The following is a 14,883-nucleotide window of genomic DNA, read 5'->3' as shown; positions in this document are numbered from 1 at the left end:
GAAGGAGCAGCCCCATGCAGCGACTGACCTTCGAGCAGCACCTCCTACTCATGGAGGCCGTAAACAGGTTCACTAACGAAGTTCGCGACCGCGTCGCCGCCGGTGAGACCTACCTCCAAGACACACTCACAACACTCGAGGCCATTGAGAACACCATCGCCGCTGGCACCATCCACATCGAACCGGCCCCACACGCAACCACAGCCGGGCCCACTGACACACAGAGCGGAGAAGCCGCATGACGCTCGAAACCATCACCCTCACTTTTAGGCAGAAGGCACTTCTCGTCCGCGTGATTGAGAAGCAGGCCAGTGACCTTCGCAGCAAAGTAAGCAACTCAGGCTTATTAACCAAGGAGCACCTCAACGAATATGAGGAGCTCCTGAATCTCATCACTGCCGGTCACTCCGTCCAAGTTAAGACCTGGACTCCCGAGGAGTCAGCATGACCGCCTCAAGCGTGTTGGCTGGCCCTCTAGACCTCACTGGCATCCGCGCCCGCCTTACCGCCGCTACCAGCGGCCCCTGGAGCTGCGGTACCGACGAGCTCACCGTCACCGCCGGGAGCTGGCCCATCGCCATCGTCGGCATCGGACACGACGACATCGCCGTCGACTACGAGGACGACGCGCTGGTCTTCAACCACGTCAACCACTCCGCAGACGCCGACCTCAACCTCATCGCCCACGCACCCGAAGACATCAAGAACCTCCTCAACGAGGTCGACCGACTCAACGACGCACTCCGAGAGATCAGCCAGCGCCTGGAAGAAGTTGGGCCCGAGGAGTTCGTCGACAAGGTACAGATCATCCTCGAAGACAACCTCTAAACGACCGACAACCTCAAGAAAGGACCCAACAATCATGGCCGGAGACACCATCATCACCATCATCGGGAACCTCACCGCGGACCCCGAGCTCCGCTTCACATCCTCCGGGGCAGCGGTGGCCTCCTTCACGGTCGCCTCCACGCCGCGCACCTTCGACCGCCAGACCGGTAAGTGGAAGGACGGGGAGACCCTGTTCATGCCCTGCTCAAGCTGGCGCGACGCCGCAGAGAACGTGGCCGAGTCACTGACCAAGGGCACACGCGTCATCGTCCAGGGCCGCCTGGTCCAGCGCTCCTACACCACCCGAGAAGGAGAGCAACGCACAGTCGTAGAGATGCAGGTCGATGAGATCGGCCCCTCCCTGCGCTACGCCAAGGCTCAGGTCACCCGCCAGCCGCGCGGCGGCGGCCAGGGTGGCTTCGGCGGCGGCCAGGGCGGCCCCCAGGGTGGCGGCTTCGGCGGCAACCAGGGCGGTCAGGGCGGATACAACCAGGGCGGCCCCCAGCAGGGCGGCTACAACGGCGGTGGCGGCTTCGGTGGCCAGGGCCAGTCCGGGTACAACGCCCCCGCCGGCGGCGCCGCGGACGACCCGTGGGCCACGGGCGGCTCCACCTCCTTCGGTGACGAGCCCCCGTTCTGAGCCATAGGCAACAGAACGGAGAATCAACATGAGCACCACAGCAGCTGCTCACGAGCGAGAACTCGCAGACCACCGTGCCGCCAACCTCAGGGCTCGCCAGGTCATCACCTCTCTCAACCTCGCCGCGCCCCAAGCCGAGGCGGTCGCCGGCACCATCGACATCGACACAATCCGAGCCGACCTGGCCACTTGTAGCCGAGGCAATGCCTACGAGCAATGGATGGCACAAGAAGACCTCAAAGACAAGGCAGAGCAGTACATCCAACGCCTCCTCAATGAGATCGACAGCCTTATCACGATGATTCGAGACCTGGACGATCACACAACCCGAGACGATCCTGCCCACGACACCGAGTTCGAAGCTGCTCAGCACAAAGTCTCCTACCTGGAGCGTGCGCTTAATAACGAGATGACAGCCCGGACACTGGTCCTCCAGCGCGTCGCCCGATCAGTGCGCAACGCCTACCAGAAGGGCTACAACGCCGGCCGTCAGCAGGCCAACCACTAAAGACCAAGGAGCCAACACCGTGACCACCACCATCATCGCAGTCGCCAACCAGAAAGGCGGCGTCGGAAAAACCGCCACAACCGTCAACCTGGCCGACGCCCTCGCCCGCAACGGGCACCGCGTCCTCGTCATCGACGCCGACCCCCAGGCCAACGCCACATCAATCCTCGACGTCGAGCTCGACGACGAGAGCCGAACCCTCCACGACGTCCTCACCGCCGTGGCCACCGGCCAGGCAGGCGCCGGTGCCCTGGCCGCCGCCATCCACCCCGCCGGCCCTGCCTGGACCGGCATCGACGTCATCCCCGCACAACGCGAGCTCGCCTCACGTGAGGCTGATACCAGCCCCGGAAGAGAGTTTCACCTGCGCACCGCCATGGGCGGCGCCATCGAGGAGTACAACGTCGTCCTGATTGACTGCCCGCCGTCGCTGGGTGCGCTCACCCTCAGTGCGCTCACTGCCGCCACAAGCGTCCTCATCGTCACTGAACCCCGCGCATCGTCCGTCGAGGGCGTCGCCGAGCTCACCGTCACGATCGACACGGTCAAGCGCTACTACAACCCAGGCCTTAGCGTCGCCGGCATCCTCATCAACCGATGGCGAAACGACCGGCTCGACCGCGCCGTATGGCGTGAAGAGCTCAGAGCCATCTACAGCTCCGACGTGATCGACCACCCTCTCCCCGAGCGCGAGGTCGTGGCAGTCGCAGCCACCAACCATGTGCCCGTACCCAAGCGGGAGGCATACGACTACGTCGCCGCCATCGAGGCCGTAGCACGCCACATCCTCACCAACCAGGATGCGGAGGTGGCCAGGTGAAGCCTCAGCCCCGCCGGAAAGTCTCTATTCCGAAAGCCGGCGGCCCCGATCCCGCAGCACTCACCGCTGGCCAAGCCGTTAATGCCAGCATTGCCAGCAATATTGGCAATAGCAGCAAGGCTGGCAATGACGGCGCTGACCCTCCAGTCCTCAAGAAGATCACCGTCCGTATCCCCGCCGAGCTCGCAGGCCGGGCACGATCCGTATGGCGCCTAGAGAGCGCCCAACCAGACACCCCCTTCCGTGCCTACCACGAACTCATCGCCGACTGGATCGAGGCTGGCGTCACCGAGGCCGAGCAACGCCTCAACGACGGCAGACCCCTGACCCCGACACCCGCCGGCCAGATACCCCGAGGCCGGCCACCGCACCCCTAGAAGGAGATGCGCCCGTGGGATAACCTGATGCTGCCGCCGCGTCACGGCGCGGAATGGAAGGGAACGCCGGTGCACCCGTGTTGTCACGGGGCCCGGCGTTCGCGCTACATGCTGCGATGACTGACCTGCACCGCTCTGCCCTAAACCCCAGCGGAACGCAGCGCCAGGGATCAATCATTAAGTAATGACAACACCTTTAAGAATTGTTGGAGAAGACGACGCCCCCACCCTCCTGGTCAAGGCGTGGGAGGCGTCCATGCAGGGACAAGGCCTCTCCGCCCGCACCATCACCGAACGAATCCGCGTCATCAACCAGATCACCACCGCCACCGGCACCGACCCCGCAGCCCTGACCCCACAAGCCATCAGCACCTGGCTCGCCGCCCTCCCCAGCGCAGCCACCAAGAACGCCTACTTCACGATCCTGAGAGCCTGGAGCAAGTGGCTCCTCCAGTCCGACCACCGCGCCGACGACCCCACTACCCGCGTCCCCAGACCCAAGACCCCAGCCGGCCACCCCCGACCAGTCACCGACGCCCAGCTCGACGCTGTCCTCGCACTCCCACTGCGCCAGGGCACCCGAACCAAGATCATCCTCGCCGTCTACGCCGGCATGCGTGTCCACGAGATCGCCAAGATCCGCGGAGAGGACATCAGCCCCGTCGCCGGCACCATCACCATCACCGGCAAAGGAGGCAGAACCGATACCCTCCCCGCCCACCAGCTCATCCTCCAGCAGGCGAGTCACTACCCCCGTCGTGGTCTCTGGTTCCCGTCCCCCAAGGACCCGGCCGTGCCTGTGCGGGCCAAGACCGTCAGCAGAGTCATCAGCGACGCGTTCGACCGCGCCGACGCGCCCGCAACCGCCCACCAGTTGCGCCACTATTTCGCGACATCACTCCTGCGCGCAGGCACCGACAGCCGAGTCGTCCAAAGCCTCATGCGCCACGAGTCCCTGGCCACCACCGGCCGCTACCTCGCCGTCAACACCGACCAGCAGTGCGCGGCGCTCAGCGGCCTGCACCCCACCCCCAACGCCACCCAACGCCGAGTCGACGCCGGCCCTGACCAACAGCAGCCACCGGTCGGTGCCCCATGCTGACCCCGCCTCCCGCACGAGGTACAGCTCTGGTCACCACCGAGCCCGGTACAAGCAGGCCACTCACCGACCTGCACCACGTCGGCTCACGCTCGGGACCAGTACGGGTGGCCGGGACGGCGGAAGAAGACGGGTAGACGGTCACCTTTCGTTGCCGACTCGCGAGAACCTGCACCAGCAAAGAGTGACGAAGGGTTGCCCCACCACCATTATGGTGTTACCATAATGGCATGCCGTTCGAGTTCTCCCCCTCCGCCGACAAGCACGGGATTCCCCGCGAGGACGCCGTGTACGCGGTGCTGCACCACGCCGGATACGCTGACCTTCCGGCGAGGCGGCCAGGGGAGAGGAGCTTCATGTTCGTTGGCCTGCCCCATCAGCATGCCATGCGCTACATCGAGGTCGGCGTCGCCGTCGACGGACGCGGTAACCGCAAGATCTTCCACGCCATGGAAGTAACAGACCTGTACCGCTATATCGTCCCGCGGGACGACCGCTGAACCACAGGAGAGGAGAATCGATCATGACCGAGATCAACGAGCGCAATGACGACGCCTACTATGACGCCTACGACGAGGACATCGTCGCCGGCCACGTGAAGCCCGTGCGCACCACCCTGCGCACCAGCCCGGGCAGTCGCGTCAGCGACGACGAGCTCGACGCGATCTTCCGAGGGCGCCCCAACCTGGGGGAGAACCACGCGACTGGTGCTGGCCGCTCCCCGGCCCGCCACGTGCGCTTCAGCCCCGCCACCGACGCGGCGCTCGCCGAGTACGTCAGAGCTCACGGCACTACCAGGAGTGCCGTCATCCGCGACGCCGTCGAGAAGTACCTCGCCAGCGCCTGAACCCCGTCGCCCGAACCATCCCGTCCGTCGACCCTCTTGCCGGGGATGGAGGCCGCACAGATCGGGCAGTCGTCAACCATCCACCATGGGCTGGATTGCAGTGTCTTAACAGCCAGCAACCCGTGTCACTGCCGTGTGTCATCGTTACCGTCATGGACATCAGACCTACCGAACCGACCAGAGTCCCTGACGCTCGCACGACATACCCCGACTGGAGGGGAACCTCATGCGCAGAGATCAGTATGACCAATACCAGCGGCGACCTCTACGAGCTGGCAGGCCTCGACCACGACAGGTGGCAGATCCTCGCTATCGACATGACTGCCCACAGCCACGGCGAGGACCCCAGGTGGATGGTCTACGTCTACGCCGCTGACCGGCATGAGCACGAGGTCACCCAAGCCGAGGACTGGGAGAAGGTCGCAGCCCAGCATGATGGCATCCCCGTGGTGAAGGTCCTCCTGCACGACGTCGACGCCGACGACGTCATCAAGTGCATGAAGCTCATGAGCGTCCAGCTACGAGACCGCGCCACCAGCCCCTACAACCTGATCCACACGGCCAACGCTGACCACCCGGACCAGGACTGACCACAACAGTATTCCCCCACGATCCGGTGCCAGCACAAGGCCCTTGTGCTGGCGCCGCTGCTTGTCTGAGCGGCGTGCGCCCACGTCCTACGAGAAAGGTACGAGCTTGGTAGCAGGTGACCAGGCAGACCGATTCTTGTAGAGGAGAAGTCGATGAGTGAGGGTTTTACCGAGCCGGTGGTGTACGTCGATGAGACGCACGCAGGGGTGCTCTACGGGGTCACTGAGAATGTGCCCGAGCAGGTGCGCACGCTGATTGAGGGGCTTCAGGCCCCCACGCGGCTGCGGCGTGGGGTTGACTGGGCTGGTGGGCAGCCCGCAGGGGTACCGGATATCGTTGACGTCGAGGTTCTGTGGGACGAGCAGAACCAGGAAGTCACCTACAGCGTCCCTGGCGTGCAGGACCGCAGCGTGGCGCTGAGCGACCTCGCTGAGGAGCTGGGCCGTGACTGGGAGCACTACCTGTCGAACAGCGCCCTAGCTGGCGAGCTTCTGGGGCGTCTTGACGCAGTCCTCCCGGAAGGGATCGACGCCGAGGAGGTAACGACACGGTTCGACCCGCAAGCAGGGGCCGTCACCGCAGATGTTGAGCTGGTCCCTGTACCGACCTTTGATGGGTCGTTTACTCGTGGGATGAGAGGGCAGATCGGGGTCAGCCGGTACGGGTTTGACCTGGACCTCGAGGGTGACGTGCCGGCACGACAGCTGAGCGAGGCAGACGCACGTTTGGTCCTGTCTGACGCCGTGGCACGTGCCAATCAGGAGCCAGTCAGTGTGGCATTTGAGGAGATATGGCCCTACGCGGTGCCGTTCACAGAACATGGCCTCGAGGTCGCCGACCCGGTTGTGAGGCCGGACGGGACGGTCAGGGTGCAGGTCCTCACTCCGGCCGCTGACGCCGGTGGATGGCTAGGGGGCGCTCGGGCCGAGCAGGCGGTCACGTTCTTCTTGGATCGAGACGCTTCTGGGCGCGATAACGGGCTCGCGATCCGTCCAGGTGGGTCACTGACCCGCGAGCTGCGGGACGGGACTCTTGCGGCTGATGACGAGAGAATTGTGGAGTGGCTGTCTCCCGACCTGGCTGTTGACCCGGGTGTGCGCGAGATGACCGACGCCCAGGCTGCGGCCACGATCCTGGGCATGCGCCCAGAGACCTTCGACGCCGCTGCCCAGAGCATCGAGGCCGGCTTGAGGAGCGCCGAGAGAGAGCTAGCCCACCCAACTCGCAGCACGGCAGCTTTCCACATGCTCAACGAGCAGGCCGCGCGCCTGAAACGACAGGTCCTCCACGGGGTGCCGGAGTCAGAGCTGTCGACGAGCCTCGACATGGAGCGAGGCAGGGTGTGGGTGCGGCCCAAAGTGATGGATTCCTCGCACCGCCCCATCACTGTCGGTGCTAATCCTGAGGGGCAGACGTTCGAGGTCGTGGACCGCAAGGAGGTCCCCAACGGTGAGGTGGGGCCGTGGACGGACCCGCAGCCGCTCAGTGATGAGCAGCGTGCCGCAGGATCCCGGCTGGTGTCGGAGCGGGAGGCCACCTGGGACGTCGACAACGCTGTCCTGCGTGACGGAGAGCAGAGCGTGGCCACCACCTGGGCATCGATGCGTGTCGCCTCGTCTGCTGGCTGGTGGGAGCTGCAGGAGGCCTCCGCACTGGAGCGCTGGGCACAGGCCCAGGCGACCCTGGCCGGCGGCGACGCCCGCGTCTCGGTGTTCGAGACCAGCCCAGGGAACCCTCTCGAGGCCGGCGCCGCTGGGCGGCTGCTTGAGATGCGTGGCAACGGTATGGACTGCCGTGTCATCACCACCAGCCCGGGGCAGGTCACGGTCGCCACCCCCGCAGGCAAGTCCACGATGACGACCGCCGAGATGATGGACCAGGTCAGGGCCACATGGCCCGACACCACCACGGACGCCCTTAGCACGGCGACCCCGATGCCTGCCACCGAGCGGGAACAGGACGCATCCCAGGTCCAGGCGGAGGCGCCAGAGCTGACCGTGTACACGACACCGAACTGTCCCGGCTGCAAGATGACCCGCCGCCAGCTCGACAAGGCCGGAGTGGCCTACGAGGCCATTGATCTGAGCAGCCGGCCGGACCTGGTGGAGCAGTTCAGGGCCGAGGGGCTACGCCAGGCGCCGATCATCGAGGTGGACGGGCAGCGCACGGCGGGCTTCAACCCGGACCGGATCAAGGCGATTGTGGCCGCAGCGACCCCACAGCAGGCCCCTGGTACTCCAGGGCCGTCCGACGGCGGCGGAGGCGGGGGTAGGCCCACGCACACACCCCAGCAGCAGCGCCCCCGCGCGCGTGGAGAGGGGATGCACCTGTGAAGGCCAAAGGGGTCATTGGGGTGCTTCTGGTGGTGCCTGCCTTGACCATGTCGCTCATGTTCGCTTCCGGCGGCGGAGGCAAGGACGGTGAGGACGAGAAGAAAGCAGACGGGACGGTACCGGTCAATGTGCCGGCCGAGTACCAGGCCGACGTGTCCCGCGCGGGCAAGATCTGCCCCGAGATCAGCGCAGCCGTGATCGCCGTCCAGATCGGCAAGGAGTCGTCCTGGCAGCCCCAGGCCAAGAGCCAGGCCGGAGCTGTGGGGCTCGCACAGTTCATGCCCGACACCTGGAAGACGGAAGGCAAGGACGGCGACGGAGACGGGAAGGCCGACCCAATGAACGGCCACGACGCGATCTACTCCCAGGGACACTTCATGTGCTCCCTGGCTGCCCAGATGAAGAAGCTCATCGACGCCGGCAAGGTCAAGGGCGAGGTGCTCAACCTGGCCCTGGCCGCCTACAACGCCGGCCCGGGAGCGGTCGAGGAGTACGGGGGTATCCCGCCGTTTACGGACACTCAGAACTACGTCCAGCAGATCACCCAGAAAGTCGCCCAGGCCAAGACCGGAGGCAGCGGAGGTAGCAGCGGCGGCGATGGTTCGAGAGGCTCAAAGATCCTGGCCACAGCTCGATCCAAGCTCGGTAAGCCCTACGTGTGGGGCGCGGCTGACGATGCCGTCGGCTACGACTGCTCTGGCCTGGTGCAGGTTGCTTACGCCGCCGCCGGCATCGAGCTGGCCCACTCCTCAGCGACGCAGTGCACCGCAGGCTCACGCGTGAGTCAGGACCAGGCCCAGCCCGGCGACCTGGTCTGCTGGGACGGCCACGTCGCCCTGTACGCCGGCAACAACACGATTGTTGAGGCTGCCACCGAGGGCATCCCTGTCCGAGAGACCACCGTCTACCAGATGGTCGGCGGCCCCTACTACGTCCACATCAACTAGCCCACGAGGAGGCACCCATGAGATCAGCAGCTCCAGTACTCGCGGCCCTGGCCGCGGCCGCACTGACAACCGGAACGGCTGCCTGCTCCCACCGCCAGGAGCCCACTGAGGCTCCTGTGCCGACCAGCAGCGCCTCTGCTCCGCCGGCGGCGAGCCCGCTACCGACCCCGGTGGTGCTCGGCGAGACCAACGACTCCGACCCCGACTCCGTGGCCGATGCGGTGGCCGTGGCCCTGTCGGTGCACGACGCCCGCACCGATACCAGCTCTCAGGCAGTGTGGACGCGCGCGAGGCCGCTACTGACCGGAGACCTGGCCGCCACCGCGCAGAGGGCCGGCGGCGCCGACCTGGCCCGCCCCGACAACCGGTGGACCATGATGCAGCAGCACCAGGCCCACGACGTCGTCGAGCACATCGACCGCCACATAGACGACCCAGTACCCGACACCGCGACCAAGGCGCAGCGCCAGCGGGCCGTCAGCACCAGGGCCTACGCCGACAACGGCTGGAACGGGCAGATACGCACCACCCGCTACTGGCTGACCCTGACCAACACCGACGGCGCGTGGAGGGTCAGCGCCGTGCGCTCAGCCATCGACTAGCCAGCCGCGTTTGTTCCCCGGCGTGGATGAGGGGGTCCCCCAGGCAGTGCCTGGGGGACCCCCTCAATGCGCGGTGACGCGGGTTCAGGTCAGGGCGTCGGTCAGGGCGGCGCCGGCGGCGAGCCAGGCACGCCTGGTGGCAGCTCCCAGCGAGTCCAGCAGCAGCGGGCTGTTGGACATCGCCGGGTCGTAGGGGATACCGACCGCGGCTCGCGCCATGCCGTTGAAGACCTCGACGTAGCGGGCCGGCGACGGCTCAGAGGCCGAGGCCTGGGAGACGATGACGGTGGCCTGCTCAGCCAGCCGCTCACCGTGCCGGCCGCTGCGAGCCAGCCCGTCAAGCAGGAGCCTGGCCGACTCAGCGTGCTCCGGACGGGTGATGGTCGGCACCACGATCGCGTCGGTGCGCTCGATCATGGACGACCACGCAGGCAACGACTCATCGTTGCCCGTGTCGATCAGGATGATGCGGTAGTAGCGCGCCAGGACCGCGTGCACGGCCCGGAAGCTGACCTCATCGGCCGGCTGCTCGCTGGCCAGCTGCGTGGGGTCAGAGCGCAGCACGTCGAAGCGGTCCACGCTCTGGTGGTGAGTGAAAGCCTCCAGGTCCGATGCTCTTGCCTCGGTCCCCAGCAGGTAGCTGGCGCGGGGGAGCAAGTCGGCCACGGTCGCGTCATGGCCACCGCTCTCTGTCCTCCAGCCCAGCGTGCCGCGGGTGGAGTTGCTGTCCCAGGCGATGACGTTGCCGCCCCCGTAACGAGCCAGCAGCGCAGCAAGCAGGATCGTTGACGGGGTCTTGCTGCTCCCACCCTTGCCGTTGACCACGGCAATTGTCCTGGGGCCGACCCAGTGACGAGAGACCTTGGTGATGTTGTCACGCTCCATCAGCTCGGCCTTCGACGGCGCCAGCTTCAAGCCCATTGCGTTGAGCATGCCCCTCACACCGTGGTGGGCGGGACCTTGGGTCGTGATCTCCTCCAGCAGAGACTGACGGCGCAGCTCGGCCTGGACCTCCCTGCGCCGAGGCTGGTGAACCGGAGCCGGCACGGAGGGCTCACGCTCATCGACACCAGGCGCGGCGCCTGAGGGAGGACGTGCTGGTGCTGGCTGCGCAACCACCGGCGCCGCGGGCTGCGGGAGGGCCGGCGGCAGGGCAGCAGGTGGCGTAGTGGTGGTGGCCGGCGCGGGTGAGGGCGCCGTGGTGGGTGTCTCCGTGTGCTCGGCGGGCTGACTGGCGGGTGGCGCAGGCGTTGGGGGAGTGGGCTGCGCCGGTGCGGGATCGTCGTGTGCGGGCAGGTAGGTGGAGCCGTCAGGGTTGATGAGGAAGTTGAACACCCCCGACGGCTCGGTGGAGCGTACGGTGACGGGGCCGCCGACGTCGCCGGCGAAGCGGCGCAGCAGCTCGAGGGCTTCCATGCGTGCGTCATCGACGTTGCTGGCGCGTAGGGCGTGGAAGGTGCCGTCAATCGACACCGAGCCTCCCCGCTCGCTCAGCTCGACGCTCGCCCGCGCCGTACTGGTGCGCTCCATGGTCTGCTGCGTGGTCTGTTCAGTCGCTGTCATCTTCTCGTCCCCTTACGTTCCTGCTTAGCTGTCCGACTCAGTGCGTGGGCTGGTTGCTGTTGGTGCCTCTCGCGCAGGGGTCGCGGTGGAGGTGCGCCTGGGGCGGGGGAGCTTGGCCGGGTCGATGAATCCGGCGCGCAGCAGGTCGGTTCTGGCGAAGCCGGCGGCCAGTGCCTGCTTCCACGCCGTCCTGTAGGTCTCGACGTCTCCCAGCAGCGCGGTCAGTGCGGTGCCGAGCTCACGCGCGCGCTTGTCACGGTCGCTCTCAGCAGCCAGCAGCTCGTCGACCGGGTTCATGTCGGTGGGTGTCACGGTTTCTCCTACGTTCAGGGTGCGACCGCCCCGCTGGCGGCCGTTCACCCACTACGTAGAACGTGGGCGCACACCGGTGGTGCCTGCCGTCTCGACCGTACGAGGACACCCTCGGTGGCGCTGATCGGCAGGTGCTCACGACGTCATGAGTACCCGACAACCAATCAGTTGGGCTCAGCAGAACATGGCGGGGATGCTTTGGTTGAGTAGGTGCATCTCGAGCTCGGGTCGCGGTAGACGCAGCATCAGTGGCATGTCCTCGACAGTGTTGTCGATCATGATCTCGATGAGCCTTGCTCGGACAGGTCCAGGTTCGATCAGCGTGTCGCAGTAGACACAGCCGGTGGTAAATGTCGAACGGCCCGAGCGCAAGGTGCGCACCTTGATCGCGCGTACCAACGGGTGTCCGACAATCTCCAGCAGGTCGCGCGCGTACTCCAGTCCGAGTCCCGAGGCCGCGTCAACGATGTAGACCGGTTGAACACAGCCATCGACGTGAACCAGGCCGAAGGCCGGCGTGATTCTCTCGCAGCACCGGCATCTCCAGGGCAGTGCGCGTACGCACACGTCGGTGTCGGGATAGGCGGACGCCAACGTGCGGACCATCTCCCTGGCTGAGGGAACCAACATCGACATCGCCTGCTCCACACCCCGAATGCTAACGCCAGGTGAAATACGGCGACGAGGACGCATGGACCCAAACGTCGAGCGCCCCCTGGCGCTCGACGCCAGACCGGACCAAACCCGAACCCAACCACCCACCCGGGCTCACCCAGAGTCGTCGGTGAGCGGGTCCCGGGGCCGGGAAGCGTCGGGAATCAATGGGCACGGCGGCCGGTGTCCGTAGCCGCCCGCCATCCGTCCGCCGCCTAACACCCATTGATCATTACCCCGTGGTCACCCTGGCGGGGCGGCAAAGTCAGAGCCATTTAGCATTTGCCAAAACGTAACCACGGGTCTGGTACCGCGTACGCGGAGCAAGATAGTACCTAGCACATGTGCTAGGTAGGTTTGCGCTCGACTTGTCGCGTCTCGCTTGGCACACTTGTCGTGTGGTCCCTTTCGGGTCGCTGCGCTGGGCATGAATTGAGGTGGTTGCGGTGACGAGCACCGCAGACGACGCGGGCGTCGTAACGCGCGGGCCGCGTTTGGATCGTCGTCGTAGCGCGCGCACGCAGGGTGTTCGACGTCAGCGCTTGACGGTGTACCTCACGGATGAGGAGCGTGCTCTGCTGGAGACTCGCTCCGAGGTGTCGGGGGAGTCGATGGCGAAGATCCTGGTGGACTGCGCGCTGCACCCGGCCAGCGCGGGTGACGGCGTGGACGTGGGTGGCGTGCACGAGCTGGTAGCCCAGCTGCGTGACTACCGGCGTCAGCTCGTCGGCGTGACCACCAACCTCAACCAGGTCGCGCACCATGCCAACACCACCAGTGAGATCCCGTCGAGCTTCAACGCTGTAGTGGCTGAGGTTCACCAGCTGCACGATGACATCAACGCGATCCTGGTCGGGGTGCGCCGGTCATGATCAACGCAATCAGCGACGGCGGCAACACGGCCGGGCTGCTTCAGTACCTTGTCGGCCGGGGGCGGGCCAACGAGCACACCAGCCCGCACCTGGTGGCCGGCTCGGACGTCATCATGCGCCGCTGGGGCGCGTGGGACAGGCTCAGTGCCGCCCAGGGATTCGAGATCGCCAAGTACGTCGACCAGTTCATGAACGAGACCGGCACCCGCTCCACGGGCAGCCGGCGCGTGGTCAACATGGACAAGATCGACGAGAAGACCGGTGAGCCTGGTGTACGTGAGGTCATCAAGGGGCCAGTCGCTGACCACGTGTGGCACTGCTCCCTGTCCCTGAGCCCCGAGGAGGCTGCCCAGGGCGATGAGAGGTGGCAGCAAATCGCGCGCGACTTCGCCGACCAGATGGGCTTCAGCGGCGCTGACGGCAAGGCTGAGTGCCGGTGGGTCGCCATTCACCACGGGTCCGCCAAGAACGGTGGCGACCACATCCACATCGCCGTCAACATCATTCGGGAGGACGGCACCAAGTGGAGCAAGTGGCAGGACATGGTCAAGGCCAGCGCCGCATGCAACAAGCTCGAGCACAAGTACGGGCTGGAGGTCATCGAGTCCCGTGAGCACGCCCGTAGCGCACGCGCCGACACCGCCGCCGACCTGCAAGCCTCCGCCCGGCGCGGCCAGGACCGCACCGACCGAGAGATCCTGCTGTCCCGCGTTCGCGCCGCAGCAACCTCAGCGAGCAGTGAGCGCGACTTTGTGCTGCGCCTGCGTGAGCTTGGCGTGCGGGCGCGGCCGCGATTCGCGCGTGGACGCACCGACGTCGTCGTGGGCTACAGCGTCGCGCTGCACAAGCCCAAGGGTCACAAGGCGCAGTGGTACGCCGGCGGCAAGATCGCACGCGACCTGACACTGAACAGGCTGCGCACGCGCTGGCCCGACACACCAGCCGCAGCCCAGCACGCCGTCGACACCTGGCGCGACGCCTGGAAGGGAACACTGCCCGCTCGTGAGACGGTGGCCAGCTCTGCGCAGCTTCAGGCGCGTGGGGTGGCCCTCGAGGTCTACCGCACACGCCTTGCCGGCCTCGACCCCACCGACGCCACAGCACTGGCTGACGCCACCACCGACGTCGCCGGCTTGCTGGCCGCCGTCGCTCACGGCTACGAGCCCGGCACGCCCGAGCGCGCCATGATGGAACGCGCCTCGCAGGCCGTGGGCCGCCACGCACAGACCAAGACCCGCAGTTCCGAGTCCAACCCCACCAGCGACGCCATCGTGCTGGCCGCTGGCCTGATCTCGACGGCGCATATGCGCCCCGGTTTCTCCAGCGGCGTTCTGGTCGCGCTGTCCGCACTGCGCCTGGCCGACGCCCTGGCCGACCTCTACCGGCAGGAAGGCCAGACCCGCACGGCACAGCACCTCCTGGATAACACCGTGCAGGTATTCAGACGTCTGCACGCCGGTGTGCCTGACCTGGAGGCCTTCGCCTACCGGCGCGCCGTCGCCCAGGCCACGAGCGGCCAGATCGAGGCCACCACAGCCGCTACTGCCCCGGCTCCTAGCGCAGCACCAGCCGCACCCCAGCAGAGGAGTAGCCAGACGGGCGCCCAGGACGATGGCGGCATGAGCGATGAGCAGCGCGCCCGCATCCAGCGCATGGCCGCACTGGCCCAGCCAGCCGGTTCGCCGGCGCCGGCGGCGACGAGGACGCCTACAAAGCAGGCCACGAGCCGCAAGCCGGCCCAGGTTCTGTGAGCCCACGCGCTACGTGAAGACCATGAGCAGTAACCAGGAGAACCCGCCGCTCCAGCACGCGACCTTGGACAAGTTCGTCGAGGACTTCATCGCGGTGGTCTGGGAGCGTCCCACCGACGGTTCCCAGACCCTGACGTGG

At 66.5% G+C, this 14,883-nt stretch carries 18 protein-coding genes; 15 read left to right on the top strand and 3 right to left on the bottom strand.

The genetic code is table 11. The features are described from left to right. Window positions 1–14 precede the first annotated feature (14 nt). The 13 genes from BKH28_RS10810 (at window position 15) to BKH28_RS10750 (ending at window position 9,592) form a co-directional block, all read left to right on the top strand. Entirely contained in the window at window positions 15–242 is a 228-nt protein-coding gene (locus BKH28_RS10810; protein WP_075418805.1) for a hypothetical protein, read from the top strand. After that, the gene (locus tag BKH28_RS10805; protein WP_075418804.1) at window positions 239–448 is read left to right on the top strand and encodes a hypothetical protein; all 210 of its coding nucleotides are present in this window, start codon (window positions 239–241) and stop codon (window positions 446–448) included. Before BKH28_RS10810 ends, BKH28_RS10805 begins: the two co-directional genes overlap by 4 nt. Beyond that, window positions 445–828, top strand: a complete 384-nt coding sequence (locus BKH28_RS10800) for a hypothetical protein (protein WP_075418803.1) — start codon at window positions 445–447, stop codon at window positions 826–828. Before BKH28_RS10805 ends, BKH28_RS10800 begins: the two co-directional genes overlap by 4 nt. A 34-nt stretch (window positions 829–862) precedes the next feature. Continuing rightward, entirely contained in the window at window positions 863–1,468 is a 606-nt protein-coding gene (locus BKH28_RS10795) for a single-stranded DNA-binding protein (RefSeq protein WP_075418802.1), read from the top strand. A gap of 28 nt (window positions 1,469–1,496) precedes the next feature. Beyond that, window positions 1,497–1,976 carry a hypothetical protein gene (locus BKH28_RS10790; protein WP_075418801.1) on the top strand — a complete coding sequence of 160 codons (480 nt, stop codon included), beginning with the start codon at window positions 1,497–1,499 and terminating at the stop codon, window positions 1,974–1,976. Window positions 1,977–1,995: 19 nt separating this feature from the next. Beyond that, entirely contained in the window at window positions 1,996–2,796 is an 801-nt protein-coding gene (locus tag BKH28_RS10785; RefSeq protein ID WP_143224137.1) for a ParA family protein, read from the top strand. Window positions 2,797–3,357: 561 nt separating this feature from the next. After that, window positions 3,358–4,275, top strand: coding sequence for a tyrosine-type recombinase/integrase (locus BKH28_RS10780; protein WP_081380124.1), 918 nt, complete (start codon window positions 3,358–3,360; stop codon window positions 4,273–4,275). Between the two features lie 227 nt (window positions 4,276–4,502). Then, entirely contained in the window at window positions 4,503–4,772 is a 270-nt protein-coding gene (locus tag BKH28_RS10775; protein WP_075254310.1) for a hypothetical protein, read from the top strand. Window positions 4,773–4,795: 23 nt separating this feature from the next. After that, the gene (locus BKH28_RS10770; RefSeq protein WP_075254309.1) at window positions 4,796–5,119 is read left to right on the top strand and encodes a CopG family transcriptional regulator; all 324 of its coding nucleotides are present in this window, start codon (window positions 4,796–4,798) and stop codon (window positions 5,117–5,119) included. Between the two features lie 242 nt (window positions 5,120–5,361). Continuing rightward, window positions 5,362–5,709: a hypothetical protein gene (locus BKH28_RS10765; protein ID WP_075418799.1), complete on the top strand. Its 348-nt coding sequence runs from the start codon at window positions 5,362–5,364 to the stop codon at window positions 5,707–5,709. 153 nt (window positions 5,710–5,862) lie between these two features. Beyond that, window positions 5,863–8,043 (top strand): glutaredoxin family protein, encoded by a 2,181-nt coding sequence (locus tag BKH28_RS13885; protein ID WP_075418798.1) that lies wholly within the window; start codon window positions 5,863–5,865, stop codon window positions 8,041–8,043. Between the two features lie 56 nt (window positions 8,044–8,099). Next, complete coding sequence (locus BKH28_RS13880) at window positions 8,100–8,990, top strand: NlpC/P60 family protein (protein WP_256695803.1); 891 nt, start codon at window positions 8,100–8,102, stop codon at window positions 8,988–8,990. Window positions 8,991–9,007: 17 nt separating this feature from the next. Then, the gene (locus tag BKH28_RS10750; protein WP_143224136.1) at window positions 9,008–9,592 is read left to right on the top strand and encodes a hypothetical protein; all 585 of its coding nucleotides are present in this window, start codon (window positions 9,008–9,010) and stop codon (window positions 9,590–9,592) included. 84 nt (window positions 9,593–9,676) lie between these two features. Here the strand turns inward: BKH28_RS10750 and BKH28_RS10745 are convergent, their stop codons facing one another. From BKH28_RS10745 to BKH28_RS10735, 3 genes are all read right to left on the bottom strand, one after another. Next, complete coding sequence (locus BKH28_RS10745; protein WP_081380123.1) at window positions 9,677–11,155, bottom strand: MinD/ParA family ATP-binding protein; 1,479 nt, start codon at window positions 11,153–11,155, stop codon at window positions 9,677–9,679. Window positions 11,156–11,179: 24 nt separating this feature from the next. Next, on the bottom strand, window positions 11,180–11,467 hold the full coding sequence (locus tag BKH28_RS10740) for a hypothetical protein (RefSeq protein ID WP_075418795.1): 288 nt from the start codon (window positions 11,465–11,467) through the stop codon (window positions 11,180–11,182). 174 nt (window positions 11,468–11,641) lie between these two features. After that, the gene (locus tag BKH28_RS10735) at window positions 11,642–12,115 is read right to left on the bottom strand and encodes a hypothetical protein (RefSeq protein WP_143224135.1); all 474 of its coding nucleotides are present in this window, start codon (window positions 12,113–12,115) and stop codon (window positions 11,642–11,644) included. A 452-nt stretch (window positions 12,116–12,567) separates the two neighbouring features. Between BKH28_RS10735 and mobC the strand changes: the two genes are divergently transcribed. Both mobC and BKH28_RS10725 read left to right on the top strand, forming a co-directional pair. Further along, entirely contained in the window at window positions 12,568–12,993 is a 426-nt protein-coding gene (gene mobC, locus BKH28_RS13875) for a plasmid mobilization relaxosome protein MobC (protein WP_256695799.1), read from the top strand. Then, window positions 12,990–14,744 carry a relaxase/mobilization nuclease domain-containing protein gene (locus BKH28_RS10725; RefSeq protein ID WP_075418792.1) on the top strand — a complete coding sequence of 585 codons (1,755 nt, stop codon included), beginning with the start codon at window positions 12,990–12,992 and terminating at the stop codon, window positions 14,742–14,744. The genes mobC and BKH28_RS10725 overlap by 4 nt, the downstream gene beginning before the upstream one ends. Window positions 14,745–14,883: the final 139 nt, after the last annotated feature.

The organism is Actinomyces oris (assembly GCF_001937665.1).
GTDB classification, from domain to species: Bacteria; Actinomycetota; Actinomycetes; order Actinomycetales; family Actinomycetaceae; genus Actinomyces; species Actinomyces stomatis.
Note: the sequence above shows the minus strand (reverse complement) of the source record. Positions and strands in the feature narration are given on the sequence as shown.